This window comes from Agrobacterium sp. 16-172Ci (assembly GCF_053522725.1).
In genome coordinates, this window is the sequence record NZ_JBNWBW010000007.1 from 113,784 (window position 1) to 129,514 (window position 15,731).

16 protein-coding genes and 1 pseudogene are annotated in these 15,731 nt (G+C 60.2%); 14 read left to right on the plus strand and 3 right to left on the minus strand.

All coding sequences use genetic code 11. The features are described 5' to 3' along the window. The first annotated feature begins 71 nt into the window (after positions 1-71). The 11 genes from ACQZ40_RS09750 (at position 72) to ACQZ40_RS09800 (ending at position 11,485) form a co-directional block, all read left to right on the plus strand. Positions 72-1,325 carry an efflux RND transporter periplasmic adaptor subunit gene (locus ACQZ40_RS09750; protein ID WP_271046097.1) on the plus strand — a complete coding sequence of 418 codons (1,254 nt, stop codon included), beginning with the start codon at positions 72-74 and terminating at the stop codon, positions 1,323-1,325. Further along, a complete protein-coding gene (locus tag ACQZ40_RS09755) occupies positions 1,322-4,444 on the plus strand; it encodes an efflux RND transporter permease subunit (protein WP_448747853.1) in 3,123 nt (1,040 codons plus the stop codon). Before ACQZ40_RS09750 ends, ACQZ40_RS09755 begins: the two co-directional genes overlap by 4 nt. Next, on the plus strand, positions 4,444-5,208 hold the full coding sequence (locus tag ACQZ40_RS09760; RefSeq protein ID WP_271046099.1) for a 4'-phosphopantetheinyl transferase family protein: 765 nt from the start codon (positions 4,444-4,446) through the stop codon (positions 5,206-5,208). Before ACQZ40_RS09755 ends, ACQZ40_RS09760 begins: the two co-directional genes overlap by 1 nt. A gap of 24 nt (positions 5,209-5,232) precedes the next feature. Further along, entirely contained in the window at positions 5,233-6,012 is a 780-nt protein-coding gene (locus ACQZ40_RS09765; protein WP_271046100.1) for an amidohydrolase, read from the plus strand. Between the two features lie 137 nt (positions 6,013-6,149). Further along, positions 6,150-6,809, plus strand: coding sequence for a TetR/AcrR family transcriptional regulator (locus ACQZ40_RS09770; protein WP_271046101.1), 660 nt, complete (start codon positions 6,150-6,152; stop codon positions 6,807-6,809). A 184-nt stretch (positions 6,810-6,993) separates the two neighbouring features. Continuing rightward, positions 6,994-7,347, plus strand: coding sequence for an ArsR/SmtB family transcription factor (locus ACQZ40_RS09775; protein ID WP_448736894.1), 354 nt, complete (start codon positions 6,994-6,996; stop codon positions 7,345-7,347). Between the two features lie 83 nt (positions 7,348-7,430). After that, positions 7,431-7,958, plus strand: coding sequence for an arsenate reductase ArsC (locus ACQZ40_RS09780; RefSeq protein WP_078052966.1), 528 nt, complete (start codon positions 7,431-7,433; stop codon positions 7,956-7,958). After that, positions 7,958-9,016 carry an ACR3 family arsenite efflux transporter gene (gene arsB / locus ACQZ40_RS09785; protein WP_448747854.1) on the plus strand — a complete coding sequence of 353 codons (1,059 nt, stop codon included), beginning with the start codon at positions 7,958-7,960 and terminating at the stop codon, positions 9,014-9,016. Before ACQZ40_RS09780 ends, arsB begins: the two co-directional genes overlap by 1 nt. A 2-nt stretch (positions 9,017-9,018) precedes the next feature. Continuing rightward, on the plus strand, positions 9,019-9,441 hold the full coding sequence (gene arsC, locus ACQZ40_RS09790; protein WP_448747855.1) for an arsenate reductase (glutaredoxin): 423 nt from the start codon (positions 9,019-9,021) through the stop codon (positions 9,439-9,441). After that, on the plus strand, positions 9,416-10,144 hold the full coding sequence (arsH, locus tag ACQZ40_RS09795; RefSeq protein WP_448747868.1) for an arsenical resistance protein ArsH: 729 nt from the start codon (positions 9,416-9,418) through the stop codon (positions 10,142-10,144). Before arsC ends, arsH begins: the two co-directional genes overlap by 26 nt. 591 nt (positions 10,145-10,735) lie before the next feature. Continuing rightward, positions 10,736-11,485: a DUF1062 domain-containing protein gene (locus tag ACQZ40_RS09800; RefSeq protein WP_448747856.1), complete on the plus strand. Its 750-nt coding sequence runs from the start codon at positions 10,736-10,738 to the stop codon at positions 11,483-11,485. A 73-nt stretch (positions 11,486-11,558) separates the two neighbouring features. Here ACQZ40_RS09800 and ACQZ40_RS09805 read toward each other — a convergent pair. Both ACQZ40_RS09805 and ACQZ40_RS09810 read right to left on the minus strand, forming a co-directional pair. After that, positions 11,559-11,770 (minus strand): annotated as a pseudogene (locus ACQZ40_RS09805) (HpcH/HpaI aldolase family protein); the annotation flags it as partial. A 28-nt stretch (positions 11,771-11,798) separates the two neighbouring features. After that, entirely contained in the window at positions 11,799-13,010 is a 1,212-nt protein-coding gene (locus ACQZ40_RS09810; protein ID WP_448747857.1) for an MFS transporter, read from the minus strand. A gap of 242 nt (positions 13,011-13,252) precedes the next feature. Here ACQZ40_RS09810 and ACQZ40_RS09815 point away from each other — a divergent pair, with 242 nt between their 5' ends. Beyond that, positions 13,253-13,909, plus strand: a complete 657-nt coding sequence (locus ACQZ40_RS09815) for a peroxiredoxin (RefSeq protein ID WP_035217366.1) — start codon at positions 13,253-13,255, stop codon at positions 13,907-13,909. A 53-nt stretch (positions 13,910-13,962) separates the two neighbouring features. On the opposite strand, the gene ACQZ40_RS09820 is transcribed toward ACQZ40_RS09815, so the two are convergent. Next, a complete protein-coding gene (locus tag ACQZ40_RS09820) occupies positions 13,963-14,415 on the minus strand; it encodes a DUF5680 domain-containing protein (protein WP_448747858.1) in 453 nt (150 codons plus the stop codon). Positions 14,416-14,582: 167 nt separating this feature from the next. Between ACQZ40_RS09820 and ACQZ40_RS09825 the strand changes: the two genes are divergently transcribed. Both ACQZ40_RS09825 and ACQZ40_RS09830 read left to right on the plus strand, forming a co-directional pair. Further along, positions 14,583-15,038: a YaiI/YqxD family protein gene (locus tag ACQZ40_RS09825; protein ID WP_080852077.1), complete on the plus strand. Its 456-nt coding sequence runs from the start codon at positions 14,583-14,585 to the stop codon at positions 15,036-15,038. 25 nt (positions 15,039-15,063) lie between these two features. Beyond that, complete coding sequence (locus ACQZ40_RS09830; RefSeq protein WP_174035979.1) at positions 15,064-15,723, plus strand: DUF1345 domain-containing protein; 660 nt, start codon at positions 15,064-15,066, stop codon at positions 15,721-15,723. Positions 15,724-15,731: the final 8 nt, after the last annotated feature.

Consider the following 15,731-nt stretch of genomic DNA (forward strand, 5'->3'; position numbering starts at 1 on the left):
AGATGCAATCAAGCCACCCGTGCGCCGCAGCTTTTGCCGCACCCGATGTTCAAATCCGGACCCGTCCTGCCATGAACGAGCTGAATTCCTCTTTCCCAAATCCCCAGCCTGCAAACCCTCGACCACTACCCGGCGAAACGACAGGACGACGGCCTTCCAGACGCCTGCTCTGGTGGGCGCTGCTCGCCATTGGACTTGCGGGCGGCGTTGTCTGGATGATGCTGCCGGTTGAGGAGGCGCCCGCAGAGGCGCAGACCGTGGCGCCCGTCAAGGTGCGGCCGCATGTGTCCGTCGTCACCTCAGCGCCTTATGGTTTCAACGCCGGTCAGGATGTTGCCGGCCTTCTCGCCGCCCGCAACGATATTTCCATCGGTACGGCCGTGACCGGCCAGCGCATCGTCGAGGTTTTCGTCGATGTCGGCGACACGGTTGCGGCCGGGCAACTGCTGGCGCGGCTGGAAAGCAAGACACTCGCGGCCCAGGTCGAACAGACGGAGGCGACCGTCGCCCGCGCCCGTGCCACACTCGCCGAGGCCGAGGCGGCGGAGATAGAGGCGAGCGAGAATCTGCGCCGCGCCGAAGGGCTTTCCGGCTCCAGCGTCAGCAAGGAACAGCTTGGCCAGCGCCGCGCCGCAGCGGCCATGGCGCAGGCAAAGATAGAGGGCGCCCGTGCCGAACTGGCGGGCGCGCAGGCGCAATTGACCCAGCACCGTCTCGAACTGGAGCGGACCGAGATCCTTTCGCCGAAACCCGGCCTCATCACGAAGCGCCATGCCCGTATCGGCGCGATGCCGGACAGCACGGAGCCGCTGTTTCGCCTGTTGCAGGATGGCGAACTGGAATTTCTGGCCGAAGCGCCGGAACGGGTGCTGCCGTCGCTGCAGACCGGTCAATCCGTAGCGATCGCGGTCAATGGCGTCGGCCGGGCCATTCAGGGGACCATCCGTGTCGTCGAACCGGCGGTTAATACCCAGAACCGTCTCGGCATCGTGCGCATCGCCGTTCAACCGGCCGCCGATCTGAGGGCAGGCGCCTTCGCGCGCGGCAAGGTCGATCTCGGCGAGCGCCGTTTTCTCGTTTCTGTTCCCGAAGCCGCGCTGCGGCTGCGCCGCGAAGGTGCGGCCCAGCTTGTGGTGGTCGATGGTGAGAACAGGGTGGCGCGCCGCGCCGTTCGTGTGGGGCAGGCGCAAAACGGCATCGTTGAAATCCTCGAAGGGTTGAGCGCGGGCGAGCGCGTCGTGGAAAGCGCCAGCGCCTTCCTGCGCGACGGCGATGAGATCGTCGGCGTCAGCGAAGTCGCGCAGAAGGAGGCGGATAGCCGATGACCAATATTTCCTCATGGGCCATCCGCCGCCCCATTCCCACCATCGTCCTGTTCCTGCTTTTGACGCTTATCGGCATCCAGTCCTTCATGAAGCTGCCGGTCAACGCCAATCCGCGCGTCGATTTTCCGATTGTCACGGTTTCCGTCGTTCAGGCGGGCGCGGCCCCGGCGGAGCTTGAAACGCAGGTAACGCGGCGTGTCGAAGGTGCGATTTCGGGTCTTGCCGGCATAAGACACATACAGTCGACTATCGGCGACGGACTTTCCACCACGACGGTCGAGTTCCAGCTCGGCATCGATACGGCTCGCGCCACCAACGATGTGCGCCAGGCCGTTTCGCAGATACGCTCCGAAATGCCGCGCGATATCGAGGAACCGATTATCGCCAGCGTCGATGTCGAGGGTGGGGCGATCCTCTATTTCGCGGTTCGCGCCCCGCAAATGTCGCCCGTCGATCTCTCCTGGTTCGTCGACGAGACCATCGGCCGCGAATTGCTGACGACCAAGGGTGTGCAGCGGGTGCAGCGCATCGGCGGCGTCAGCCGGGAAATCACCGTCCAGCTCGATCCGGACCAGCTGATCGCCTTCGGCATCAATGCCGAGGATATCAACAATCAGGTTCAGGCCTTCAACACCAATGTGCCCGGCGGCAGAAGCCGGCTCAACGAGAAGGAACAGTCGATCCGCGCGGTTGGCGGCGCGATTACCGCCGGCGAGCTGGCGGAACGGCCGATCAGCCTGCCGAACGGTCAATGGACGACGCTCGCCACGCTCGGCAAGGTGGCGGATGGCGCGGCCGAACCGCGAGAACTGTCGCGCCTCGATGGCGAACCGGTGGTCGGCTTTTCGGTGTTCCGCGCCAAGGGGTCGAGCGACACGGCGGTTGAAGACGCCGTCAATGCCACGATTGCGCGGTTGGTCGACATCTATCCGGGTGTCGAGATCGACCGGGTGCTCTCGACCGTCGACTATACCCGGGCGAGCTATCAGGTCGCCATGGAGACGCTGATCGAAGGTGCTGCGCTGACCGTCGTTGTCGTCTTCCTCTTCCTGCGCGACTGGCGGGCGACGTTGATCGCGGCCGTCGCCATGCCGTTTTCGATCCTGCCCACCTTCGCGGTGATGTTGTGGTTCGATTTCACCCTCAACAGCATCACCCTTCTGGCGCTGACGCTGGTGATCGGCATTCTCGTGGATGACGCCATTGTCGAGGTGGAGAATATCGACCGGCATCTGCATATGGGCAAGCGCCCGTTTCAGGCGTCTATCGATGCGGCGGACCAGATCGGTTTTGCGGTTCTCGCCATCACCGCCACTATCGTCGCGGTGTTCCTGCCGGTCAGCTTCATCGGCGGCGTCATCGGCCAATATTTCAAGCAGTTCGGACTGACCGTCTCCGTCGCCGTGCTTGCCAGCATGCTGGTGGCGCGTCTCGTGACGCCGTTGATGGCCGCCTATATTCTCGTGCCGAAGGGGGTGAAGCATGAAGATCACGGCGCGCCGAAATCCCGTATGGGTCGGAGTTATGTGGCGCTTCTGGAGCTTGCGCTTCGCCATCGGCTGAAAACCTGCGGCATCGGCGCTCTGGTGCTCGTCGGCTCCTTCCTGCTGGTGCCGCTTCTGCCCTCGGGCTTTCTGCCGAGCGATGATCGCAGCCTGTCGCGTATTTTGATCGAGCTGCCGCCGGATTCGACGCTGCGCGATACCGACAATGCCGTGCAGTCCGTTACCACGGCGCTCCGGGAAAGGCCGGAAGTCAAAAGCGTCTTCGCTTCCATCGGCAGGACGGATGACGGCCCCGATGTCGCGCGCGCCTCGCTGCTGGTCACTCTCGTGCCGGCTTCGGAGCGTACGCTTTCCCAACGTCAGTTCGAGCTCGGCGCCGCAAGCCTCATCGCCCGCACACCCAATATCCGCTTCGCCTTCCAGAATGAAAATGCGGCGCGCGATATTTCCATCATCCTCGTGGGTGATGAGCCGGAGAAGCTCGCCGCTGCGGCTCTTGCCGTGGAAACCGGCATGCGCGGCATCGAGGGCATCGCCAATGTGCAGACCACTGAACCCCTGCCGCGGGCGGAATTGCAGATCCGGCCGCGCTTTGACGAGGCGGCCCGGCTCGGCGTTTCCACGCAATCCATCGCCGCCGTCACGCGTGTCGCCACGACGGGCGATACGGACGCCAATTCCGCCAAGTTCAACATCGGCGACCGGCAGGTGCCGATCCGTGTCATGATCGACCGGGGGGCGCAGAGCAATCTCGATACGCTCGGCATGCTCCGGGTGTCGGTGGCAAATGGCAGCCTGCCGCTGATGTCGGTCGCCGATCTTTCGGTTTCGGAGGGGCCGGGGCAGCTCAACCGCTTCGACCGCCAGCGCCGGGTGACCGTCAGCGCCGATCTCGCAGGCATTCCGCTTGGCGTCGCGCTGGAGCGTATCAATGCGCTCGAAGCCGTGGCCTCGCTTCCGGCCGGCGTGCGGCAGGTGCAATATGGCGATGCCGAATATATCGGCGAGATGTTCCAGAGCTTCAGTGCCGCCATGCTGTTCGGCCTGATGATGGTTCTGGCCGTGCTGATCGTTCTCTTCAAGGATTTTCTGCAGCCGATCACCATCCTCGTGGCACTGCCGCTTTCGGTGGGGGGCGCGATCGTCGGCCTGCTGCTTTATGGCGGCGCGCTCGATCTGCCGGCGGTTATCGGCCTGCTGATGCTGATGGGTATCGTCACCAAGAACTCCATTCTGCTGGTGGAATTCGCCATCGAGAAGCGCAATGGCGGGCTGAGCCGCCAACGGGCGCTGGTGGAGTCCGGCGTCGAGCGCGCCCGTCCGATCATCATGACCACGCTTGCCATGGTTGCCGGCATGATGCCGGCGGCGCTGGGGGTGGGGGCGGATGCCGGTTTCCGCGCGCCCATGGCGATTGCCGTGATCGGCGGCCTGATTACATCCACCCTGCTGAGCCTCGTTTTCGTGCCCGTGGTCTTCACCTATATGGACGATCTGCGCGGCTGGCTCGGCCGCAGGTTGCAGAATCTCACTTCCGTGACCGCCGCAGACCGGGCAGGGGCGGAGCGTCAGATAGCCGCCGGCGAGGCCGCAACGGTGCAGGGGCAGGGATGATGGCGGATTATCCGGTCTCAGGCCTGAAGACGCCCGCCATGCACGAGCATATCGCCGCCGCCGTCGGGCGATCCGAGGGTTTCCTCTCTGGTCCAGTTTTTCTCGATACCGGATCGGAAAACGTCATCGCGCTCGAGGTGCAATATCACCTGCCGTTCTACAGGACGGCCCTGTTCGACCGGCTGGACGTGGCGATGCCGAAGCTGCTGGCGGAAGCGGTTCCCAAGCGGCAGGCCGAGTTTCTCGCGGGCCGTTTTCTGGGGCAGGCGGCGCTCGCGCTTTTCGGGCATGACCCTCAGCCGATCGGCATCGGCAACAAGCGCGAGCCGGTATGGCCTTCAGGCATAAGCGGCTCGATCAGCCATTCCCACGGCATCTGCGTCTGCATGGTAACGCAGGACTGCGATGTGAGGGTCGGTGTCGATATCGAAAAAATCGAGCCGGGAGCGGTAACGGAGGTCATCCTGAAGCGCGCCCTCGAACCGCTGGAGCGCCGGCTGATTGCCGACCGGGAGGAATGTGACGCAGGCATACTGCCTTTTCTGGTGTTTTCCGCCAAGGAGACGCTGTTCAAGGCGCTTTATCCGGTGGTTGGACGCCATTTCGATTTCCAGGCGGCGCGTCTTTTCGAGAAACCCGGCCGCGATGAATTGCGGCTGGAACTGACGCGCCCGCTGCATCGCTCGCTTCCGGCGGGACGCCGTTTTTCCATCCGCTTTTCGGTGACGGGCAGTTTTGTCCGCACCTGGCTTGTTTGTCGTTAAACCCATATTTTCAGGGAGATATTGATGAGTGACAAGGATCTTCGCGTAACGCTCGTGCAGGCCGATCTGGCCTGGGAAAATATCGAGCGGAATTTGCAGCAATTCGACCGGCACCTCGATGGGATCGAGGCGACGGATCTGATCGTCCTGCCGGAGATGTTCACCACGGGTTTCAGCATGAACCCGAAGGCCGTGGCGGAACCCATGGATGGGCAGGCAGTAAACTGGCTGCTGGAGACCGCGCGCCGACATGACGCGGATATCGTCGGCAGCGTGGCGATTGCCGAAGACGGCCGTTATTTCAATCGGCTGATCTGGGCGCGTCCGGACGGCACGCTCATTCATTACGACAAGCGGCATCTGTTCACCTATGCGGGCGAGCACGAGCATTATACGCCGGGGCAGGCGCAGCAGTTGATCGAGCTGAAGGGCTGGAGCATCGCTCCCTTCATCTGCTTCGATCTGCGCTTTCCGGTCTGGTCGCGCAATCGCGGCCAATATGATGCGGCGATCTATATAGCGAGCTGGCCCGCCCGCCGGGCTTCCCACTGGAAAACGCTGCTGCCGGCCCGGGCCATCGAAAACCAGTCCTATGTCATCGGCGTCAACCGCATCGGTATCGATGGCAACGATCTCTCCTATGACGGCGACAGCATGGTCATCGACCCCTTGGGCGAGATATGTTTTCACGCCAATGTGAAGGCAACCGTGCATCAGCAGCGACTCTCCCGCCAATTGCTGGATGAAACGCGGGCAAAACTGCCTTTTCTTCGCGAATGCGAGCGGTTTGAATTGACCGCCTGATACCTCTGCCAGCCGAAAATCCGGCCGGGGCGGGTGCTTCTCCGCCCCCCCTTCGCCTTTTACGGGTAAGGGCGGGTTGACAGGCGGCCGCGATATAATTAATGGACTAAGTGCTCAATTAATTTATGGGAGCAATCATGGCCCGCAAGCTGGATCCAGCCAAGCATGAAGCCAAGCGGCAGCAGATTCTCGAAGCCGCCATTACCTGCTTCGCGCAAAACGGCTTTCACCAGACCACCACGGCGCAGATTTGCGCAGCGGTCGGCATGAGCTCCGGCAATCTCTTCCATTATTTCGATAGCAAGGAAGCGATCATCGAAACGATCGTTGCCGAAGAGCGACGGGAAACCGCCGACTATTTCGCCGAACTCGGCGCGGCGGACGATCAGTTCGGTGCGATTTTGGGTTTCGTCGACGCCTCGCTGGAGCTTGCGACCGATCCGACCTATGCCCGGCTGGTACTGGAAATCGCTTCCGAAGCCATTCGAAATCCAGCCATTCATGCGCTTGTACGCACCGCCGACCAGGAAATTCGCGCAGGCATCGCCGATCTCGTGCGCAAGGGAATGGAGCGGGGACAGATCGACGCCAATCTCGACGCCGAGCGCGCCGCCACCTGGATCGCCGCATTGATAGACGGTGTTTTCTCGCGTCTGGCGGTCGATCCCGATTTCCAGCCCCTGAATGAGGCCGAGATGATGCATCTGATCATCGGCCGATTCCTGTCGGCGCGGCAATATTCCAATGCAGCGGATGAAGCCGGACGATGTCCGACGCCGGCAACGGCTGGGGCATAGGCCCGTACCGAATAGTCCCGGAAAACCGGACTGCGGTCTCAAGGACGGTCGTGTCGCGGCTTTACGACGCGAAGCTGGTTTAAGCGCGTTCAGAGGCAGGGCGAGGGGAATTCCTTCGCCCGGCCTGTCGACCATGACGATATCCGGTACTTGACACACCCAATATATCCATTATTCTGGATATATGGATAACAGTAGTGCAATAACCGCGCTCGGCGCGCTCGCCCAATCTACCCGACTGGAGACCTTCCGGCTTCTCGTGCGCCACGAGCCGGATGGCATTCCGGCCGGTGAGCTTGCGCGTCTTCTTGACGTTCCCCAGAACACGATGTCGGCACATCTCGCCACGCTTTCCCGGGCCGGTCTGGTCAAGAGTGAGCGGCAGAGCCGGTCTATCATCTATCGCGCCGATCTTGACGGGTTGCGTCTGCTGACCCTGTTTCTGCTGAAGGATTGCTGCGGTGGTTCGACCGAGCTTTGCGCGCCTTTGATTGCCGAGCTGACACCCTGCTGCAGCCCGCAGGTAAAGCCGTCATGAGCGCCGCCGGGCTGGTGTCCACCACTTCTTCTGCTTCGATCGCGGGGCTTGCGAGACCACCGATCTAACCACGGAACGAAACCATGACCGACAAGATCTATAACGTGCTCTTTTTGTGCACGGGCAATTCCGCTCGCTCCATTCTTGCCGAATCCATTCTCGCCAAGGAAGGTGAGGGGAGGTTCAATGCCTATTCGGCCGGCAGCCAGCCGAAGGGAGAGGTAAATCCTCACGCCCTGAAGGAACTCGCGGTACTGGGGTATCCCACCAGCGGCTTCACCTCGAAAAGCTGGGACGTGTTTGCCGGACCTGATGCGCCCCGGATGGATTTCATCTTCACTGTGTGCGACAGCGCCGCCGGAGAAGCCTGTCCGGTCTGGATCGGCCATCCGATGACGGCCCATTGGGGGATAGAGGATCCCGCCGCTGCGGTCGGCTCGGAGATCGAGGTTCAGCGCGCCTTCGCGCAGGCCGCGCGTTTCCTCAAGAACAGGATCGCGGCTTTCGTCAGCCTGCCCCTGCAATCCATCGATCGAATGGCGCTGGAAACGCAGCTTCGGCAGATCGGTGCATTGGATGGAACCACCAATCCTGAAGGAAAGTCGGCCTGATGTCTGCCTTCGAACGATATCTGACCGTCTGGGTGTTTCTGTGCATCGTCGCCGGTGTTGTGCTCGGCCATCTGATGCCCGGCGTCTTTCAGCTCATCGCTACGGCCGAGATCGCCAAAGTGAATATTCCGGTCGCGATCCTGATCTGGCTGATGATCATTCCGATGCTGCTCAAGATCGATTTCCGGGCTCTTTCGCAGGTCGGCATGTTCTGGCGCGGCATTGGCGTGACGTTGTTCATCAACTGGGCCGTCAAGCCGTTCTCGATGGCGCTGCTGGGCTGGTTTTTCATCGGCTGGCTGTTCCGCCCTTATCTTCCGGCTGGTGAGATCGATTCCTATGTCGCCGGGTTGATCATCCTTGCCGCTGCTCCATGCACCGCCATGGTCTTCGTCTGGAGCAACCTTACACGCGGCGAGCCGCTGTTTACGCTGTCGCAGGTCGCGCTCAACGATGCGATCATGGTCGTGGCCTTTGCTCCCGTGGTCGGCCTGCTGCTCGGCCTTTCCGCCATTACCGTGCCCTGGGATACGCTTGTTCTCTCCGTTGCGCTCTATATTGTCGTTCCGGTCATCCTTGCGCAGCTGATCAGGCATCGGCTCATGACTGACGGCACCTCACGGATGCTGGATTGCGTTCTCGCAAAGCTGCAGCCGGTTTCTCTCGTGGCGCTGCTCGCGACACTCATTCTTCTCTTTGCCTTCCAGGGCGAGCAAATCATCGCCCAGCCCGCCATCATCGGCCTGCTCGCCATTCCCATCCTCATCCAGGTCTATCTGAATTCGGGGCTTGCCTACCTCCTGAACCGCATGACGGGTGAGCGCCATTGCGTCGCCGGGCCTTCCGCACTTATTGGCGCCAGCAACTTCTTCGAACTGGCGGTCGCGGCCGCCATCAGCCTGTTCGGCTTTCAGTCAGGTGCTGCGCTGGCAACCGTTGTCGGCGTCCTCATCGAAGTTCCGGTCATGCTTTCGGTCGTCTGTATCGTGAACCGCTCGAAGGGCTGGTATGAGGCCGCACCCGCCGTTTCCCGAACGATAATGACCGAAAGGCAGTGACTATGGACATCACCATCTATCACAACCCGTCCTGCGGGACGTCGCGCAACACGCTGGCGCTGATCCGCGCGGCAGGGATCGAACCGACCGTAATCGAATATCTGCGGGAACCGCCGACACGCGAGAATCTCGCAAGAATGATTGCGGATGCTGGCCTGACGGTGCGCGAGGCCATGCGCGAGAAGGGGACACCTTATGCCGAGCTCGGTCTCGATAATCCGGACCTGAATGACGACCAGTTGCTCGATGCGATGATGGAAACGCCGATCCTCATCAATCGCCCCTTTGTCGTAACACCGCTCGGCACCAGGCTCGCCCGTCCTTCAGAGGTCGTGCTGGATATTCTGCCGGACGCTTTCAAAGGGCCATTCTTCAAGGAGGATGGCGAGCAGGTTCTCGATAATGAAGGAAAGCGCATTGTCTGACAGATTTCCCGCGTTACAGGCGCATCACCTGCACAGCATTGACCCGGAGGCTCTGCGTCCGGCGTTTTCGACCCATAAACCACGCATCCTGATCCTTTATGGCTCGCTGCGCGAGGTGTCCTATAGCCGTCTGCTGGCATTCGAGGCTGGGCGGCTGCTCGAACACTTCGGTTGCGAGGTTCGGATATTCGATCCGAAGGGCCTGCCTTTACCCGATGAAGCGCCAGCCAGCCATGCCAAGGTGCAGGAACTGCGTGAACTTTCAGAATGGTCGGAAGGACAGGTCTGGGTAAGCCCGGAACGTCATGGCGCAATGACCGGCATCATGAAGTCGCAGATCGACTGGATTCCTCTTGCAATCGGTTCTGTACGGCCGACACAGGGCAAGACGCTCGCCGTCATGGAAGTGTGCGGCGGCAGCCAGTCCTTCAACGCCGTGAACCAGATGCGAATTCTCGGCCGATGGATGCGGATGATCACCATTCCCAACCAGTCCTCGGTGGCAAGGGCGTATCAGGAATTCGACGCGGAAGGCCGGATGAAGCCGTCATCCTATTATGACCGTGTCGTGGATGTCTGTGAGGAACTGGTAAAATTCACGCTGCTGACGCGTGACGCTTCCAGCTATCTCACAGATCGATATAGCGAACGCAAAGAGTTGGCAGATGAACTTGAGAAACGTGTTTCGCTAAAATCAATCTGACAGGGTGAGTTCAGTTCAACGTTTCGTGCTTTTCAATTCCGGAACCATATGATCAGTTCGATTGTGGTGGGAAAAGATATACGCAGGGTTTCGAGGCGTTGAACCAGCCATGGCTCGATTTTTCGGCGACATATGTAATGAGCAAGAGCCGTAAAAATCCGGTACTACATCATCGAATAAGTTCCATAATCTATCTTATGCGATCATTCTTCTGGATTGAAACCGTCCCCCCTTAAGGATGTTTGCCCTGCGCATAGTCACTGGTATCCTCCGTTTCCGATAGCCGCTAACAGGCGCAAAATCCGTCCGTCGACGTCGGTGGAAACGGAAAGAATGGGCGGGTCACCAGACGTTGCAGAAAAGTCGCATCGTAACGGCTTTCGGCCTTTTCGGCGCGCTGGATGACTCTGCCTCGGAACGATCATTTGTTATTGTCGCGGCCGAAGAGCATTGGCGCATCGAGGTAGACTTTGCCTAAGTAAATACCGGTCTCAATCCAGTTTCACCCGTATTGCCGGATGGCCGCAGGCTGTCGGCGTATGATCATGTTCATCGGGTGGTGGCAAGAGACCGGTTTGGCATTGTTACAATGTGCCCTGCGCAGCGCCGCTGTCTCAGCTCTTCACCACCCCAGAACACCGCCATGCCGTTCCCGTAAGGGTTTTCTCCTGCACCATCTTGGTGGACTTCCGAATGGAAGACCAAGAGAGTATGTGCAATTTACTTCGGGTCCAATGGACCATTACGCCACGAACGGCGCCCCAGCCCTGGCTTGCATGCATCGGATGCGGTGGCCTAAGGGCATTTCAGGCAAGCGGCAAGATCCGGCTCAATGCCAATGGCCGCAAGCTGGACGCCTGGCTTATCTATAGATGCATAATCTGCGACAAGAGCTGGAACAGGCCGATTTTCGAGCGGCAGAATGTCCGGGACATAAGCCCTGCGGTTCTCGAAGCGCTGCAGTCCAACGATCCGCAATGGATAAGGGCGGAGACCTTCAACCTCGAAGCCTTGAGACGTAAATCGCAGCGCGTCGACGAGTTTCCCGAATTCAATATCGCGAAACAGATAAGGGATGAACCTCCCGACTGGGCCATGGCGGAGATTGATCTCACGGTTCCTTTTCAGGCCGGCATACGCCTTGATCGTCTGCTGGCGTCTGAACTCGGGCTTTCGCGGTCGATGCTGCAGAAGCTTCAGGATGATGGTTCGCTTCGGGCGCAGTCCGAACATTCCGATCTTTTGCGGCGGCGGGTTAAAAACGGCACCCGGATTGTGATCGCGCGCTGCGGCGGCTTCGATCCGGTGCATTTGTGGAAACCCGTCACGGCGGATTTCTAACGGCATGGCAAGGGCCTTAAGGTTCAGGCCCTCGCTTGCGGCATCGTTAAAACCGAAGAACCTCTGCTCCGCCTCAGGCGAGCGCCTCCTTCACCGCGGCGAGACCGCGGCGCAGGAACGGATCGGAATGGATGTAGAAGAATTGCACGCCACGCTTCCGCCAGTGCGGCATTTCTTCCAATGTCGCGAGCGTCCCCACGATTTTTCCGGCTGCGCGTATCTTGTCGACAGCAATGGCGACCTTCTGCATCACCACCTCCGGCGCGGCTCGCCGAATGGCGGCGCGGAACGTCGTCGTGTTTTCGGTAGAGGCTCAGGCGGCGGCGCTCTTTCGACGGGACACCCAGATCAACACCGTCAATGCGGTAAAAGACAGTGCGGCGCCTGCCAGGAAGGTGCCGAAGGAACCGTGGAGGTCCCACAGCAAGCCGGCGATGACATTGCCGACCAGTACCGCGAGACCCGTCATCAGATTGAAAACGCCGAAGGCCGTTCCCTTGAGATGCGGCGGCGCCGTTTCCGCAATCAGGGCTGCGAGCAGCCCCTGCGACAGGCCCATATGCAGCCCCCATAGAAGAATGCCGAACAGGAACAGCGGAATGGAATTGGCAAAAGCGAGCGTCAGATAGGAGGCCACCAGCACGACCATGCTCGCCGCGATAATCCCTGAGCGGCCGATCCTGTCCGAAAGCCGGCCGGCGGGATAGGCTGTCAGGCCATAGACGGCATGCATGATGACCATCGTGATCGGTATCCATGCCGGCCGGAAGCCTGCCTCTTCGGATTTCAGCAACAGGAATGCTTCGCTGAAACGGGCGAAGGTCAGGAGCGACGCCGCGATGATGACGATCCAGACCGCCCGATTGAGTTTCGCAAAATCGGCGAGCCGGAATGGCTTTTCGGCTTTCGGTCTTGCGGGCGCATCCGGTTCCGTCACACCGGCGATGAGAATGAACACCGCAAGGAAAGCGGGAATGACCGCGATCCAGAAAATGGCGAGTACATTTTCGCTGAGCGCGAACATCAGCCCGATGGCCGCCAGCGGCCCGAGGAAGCCGCCGACCGTATCGAGCGACTTTCTAAGCCCGAATGCGGCGCCACGAATTTCAGGCGGCGTCACATCGGCAATAAGGGCATCGCGCGGCGTTCCGCGAATGCCCTTTCCGACCCGGTCCACCGCCTTGGCGGCGACGATCCAGCCAAGCGAGGTGGCAAAGGGAAAAGCGAGTTTCGAGATTGCGCCGAGACCGTATCCAAGCACGGCGAGCATTTTCCGCCGCCTCGTCCAGTCCGCGATAATCCCGGAAAACAGCTTGGTCGTGGTGGCGATGGCAACCGACATTCCCTCGATGAAACCGACAGTAACCGCGGAAGCACCGAGACCGGAAACGAGATAATAGGGCAGCAGTGTCTGCACCATTTCCGAAGAAATATCCATCAGAAGGCTAACGATGCCCAGCACCCAGACCGTCGCTGGAATGCGTGCCCGAACCGTCGCGGAAACAGGCGCAGAAGAAGTCGTCATGATGGCCCCCGATCGTCTCTGGAATAATCATGTCCTCCTGAAACAATCAACCGGGCGGATATCGTGCAACCGCGACAAACGGGGAAAATCAGGGCCATCAAATCTGTGGGGCTGAAGCAAATACTGCCGAAGCCCGATGAAAGGGCTGGCCATTTCATGCAAAAACTCTAAGCTCCAGCGCCGGACACGGATTGCCGAGAACCATCAGTTTTCAGTTCAAATCATTAGGGAGAAAACATCAGATGAGCCTGCGTATCAACGACATAGCACCAGACTTCACCGCCGAGACCACCCATGGTCCGGTGAGCTTTCACGACTGGATCGGCGACGGCTGGGCGGTCCTGTTTTCGCATCCGAAGAACTTCACCCCCGTCTGCACGACGGAACTCGGCGCGATGGGCGGCCTGCAGCCGGAATTCGAAAAGCGTGGCGTCAAGATCATCGGTATTTCGGTCGATCCGGTCGAAAGCCATGAAAAATGGAAGAACGATATTCGCACCGCGACCGGTTTCAACGTCGATTATCCGCTGATCGGCGACAAGGACCTGAAGGTAGCAAAGCTTTACGACATGCTGCCGGCCGGCGCTGGCGACAGTTCCGAAGGCCGCACGCCTGCCGATAACGCCACCGTGCGCTCCGTCTTCGTCATCGGTCCCGACAAGAAGATCAAGCTGGTCCTCACCTACCCCATGACCACCGGACGCAACTTCGAGGAAATTCTTCGCGCGATCGATTCCATCCAGCTCACCTCCAAACATCAGGTGGCGACACCGGCCAACTGGAAGCAGGGTGAAGATGTCATCATCACCGCCGCCGTTTCCAACGAGGATGCGATTGCCCGTTTCGGCTCCTACGACACGGTTCTTCCCTATCTGCGCAAGACCAAGCAGCCCGGCTGATTTGAAGCCTGTGATGGGGCGGTGAACATCGTCGTCCCATCCCGCCGCATCTCTCATGGCTTTATGATCCCGCCATGATAGTCAAGCCGGTACGTCTCGACATGGCCCCGGTAAATGCGCTCGATCCCGGTGAAGGACCGGAATTCACCTTCATTCGTATCGACATAGACCAGATTTTCCACCGGGTTGGTGAAGCCGCCAAGGAACCGGCCCTGACGATAGAGCGTGGAAAGCGACCGCTGAATGACCATGCCGGCCGTGGCGCCGTCGATCATGTCGGGCCGGAGGATGCGGCCGTAATAACTCATCGCCCACACCGCCGTTCCCTGATGCCAGACAACCTCCTGGCCGATGAAATCGGTTCCCCCGAAATAGCTGTCGATATAGTGCCAGTCGCCGCTCTGATAACCGAGATCGTGCGATCCCTTGCGGGTGGGCGTCGCGGATTTGCTGCCGCCGCCGACATAGGTGGCGGACTTCGCCTGCACAATGAACTCTTCCAGCATGGGAAACCTTTCGAGACAAGAACATAAAGTGAACATAGGCGATTTTCAGGGTGGTCGCAAGTGCCGCCCCCACCCGGCATCGACCCCGCATTTCAGCAATGGCGGGCTTGGTAATCGCGGCGTTTGCGCTTAGAAGCGTGACAGGAATTATCTCAAAAAGAGTGCTCATGCCGCAAAACCCGCAAATCTATGTCGATGCCGATGCCTGCCCCGTGAAGCCGGAGATTCTCAAGGTGGCGGAGCGGCATGGGCTGGAAGTGACCTTCGTTGCCAATTCCGGTCTGCGCCCGTCGCGCGATCCCATGGTGAAAAACGTCATTGTTTCCGCCGGTTTCGACGCGGCGGACGACTGGATCGCCGATCATGCGGCCGAAAACGACATTGTCATCACCGCCGATGTGCCGCTGGCTGGCCGCTGCGTCGCCAAGGGTGCGCTGGTGACCGGGCCGACGGGCCGCGTTTTTGACCAGTCGAATATCGGGATGGCGACGGCGATGCGCGATCTCGGCGCGCATCTGCGCGAAACCGGTGAAAGCAAGGGATATAATGCAGCTTTTTCACCGCGTGACCGCTCCGCCTTTCTGGAGACGCTTGACCGTTTCTGCCGCCGTGTCAAAAAATGACGGCGCCAACGGAAAGGTGCCGCTCATGACCCCGGCCAATATGAAAAGCAACAGCTATCGCCGCCATCAACCTTTCGTCGTTGCCTTTTTGGTCGGTGCCGTGAGCCTTGGCCTGGCGCTGGTTTTTGCGCCGCCGCTGGCGATCGAGATCGCGGCCGTTCTGTTCTTCCTGACCTATCTCACCCTGATTGCCTTTCGCCTGTCGGGCCTGACGGCGCAGCACCTTAAGGCCCATGCCGATAGCGACGATCTGCCTGCGGTCGCCATCATCGCCGTTACGCTGCTAGCCGTTGCCGTCGCGGTGGTATCGCTGTTTCAGGCTCTCAACCATGCGGGCGAGACTATCTGGACGCTGCTCATCGCCTTCGCGTCGGTTATCTTCGGCTGGCTGACCATCCACACCATGACCGCCCTGCATTACGCCCATCTTTACTGGCGGCCCGCGATGGTGGACGGCAAACGCCAGCATCGCGGCGGCATGGATTTTCCGGGCACGAAGGAACCCTGCGGTTACGACTTTCTTTATTTCGCCGTGGTGATCGGCATGACGGCGCAGACGTCGGATGTGGGGATAACCACGACCGCCATGCGCAAGGTGACGCTGCTGCACTCCATCGTTTCTTTCTTCTTCAATACGGTTCTTGTGGCGGCGGCGGTCAATGCAGCCGTTTCGCTTGCAGGCTGAACCGCAAA

Coding starts and splice junctions, on each gene's coding strand:
- ACQZ40_RS09750 (WP_271046097.1), top strand. CDS start 72: ATGAACGAGCTGAATTCCTCTTTCCCAAATCCCCAGCCTGCAAACCCT.
- ACQZ40_RS09755 (WP_448747853.1), top strand. CDS start 1,322: ATGACCAATATTTCCTCATGGGCCATCCGCCGCCCCATTCCCACCATC.
- ACQZ40_RS09760 (WP_271046099.1), top strand. CDS start 4,444: ATGGCGGATTATCCGGTCTCAGGCCTGAAGACGCCCGCCATGCACGAG.
- ACQZ40_RS09765 (WP_271046100.1), top strand. CDS start 5,233: ATGAGTGACAAGGATCTTCGCGTAACGCTCGTGCAGGCCGATCTGGCC.
- ACQZ40_RS09770 (WP_271046101.1), top strand. CDS start 6,150: ATGGCCCGCAAGCTGGATCCAGCCAAGCATGAAGCCAAGCGGCAGCAG.
- ACQZ40_RS09775 (WP_448736894.1), top strand. CDS start 6,994: ATGGATAACAGTAGTGCAATAACCGCGCTCGGCGCGCTCGCCCAATCT.
- ACQZ40_RS09780 (WP_078052966.1), top strand. CDS start 7,431: ATGACCGACAAGATCTATAACGTGCTCTTTTTGTGCACGGGCAATTCC.
- arsB (WP_448747854.1), top strand. CDS start 7,958: ATGTCTGCCTTCGAACGATATCTGACCGTCTGGGTGTTTCTGTGCATC.
- arsC (WP_448747855.1), top strand. CDS start 9,019: ATGGACATCACCATCTATCACAACCCGTCCTGCGGGACGTCGCGCAAC.
- ACQZ40_RS09810 (WP_448747857.1), bottom strand. CDS start 13,010: ATGACGACTTCTTCTGCGCCTGTTTCCGCGACGGTTCGGGCACGCATT.
- ACQZ40_RS09815 (WP_035217366.1), top strand. CDS start 13,253: ATGAGCCTGCGTATCAACGACATAGCACCAGACTTCACCGCCGAGACC.
- ACQZ40_RS09820 (WP_448747858.1), bottom strand. CDS start 14,415: ATGCTGGAAGAGTTCATTGTGCAGGCGAAGTCCGCCACCTATGTCGGC.
- ACQZ40_RS09825 (WP_080852077.1), top strand. CDS start 14,583: ATGCCGCAAAACCCGCAAATCTATGTCGATGCCGATGCCTGCCCCGTG.
- ACQZ40_RS09830 (WP_174035979.1), top strand. CDS start 15,064: ATGACCCCGGCCAATATGAAAAGCAACAGCTATCGCCGCCATCAACCT.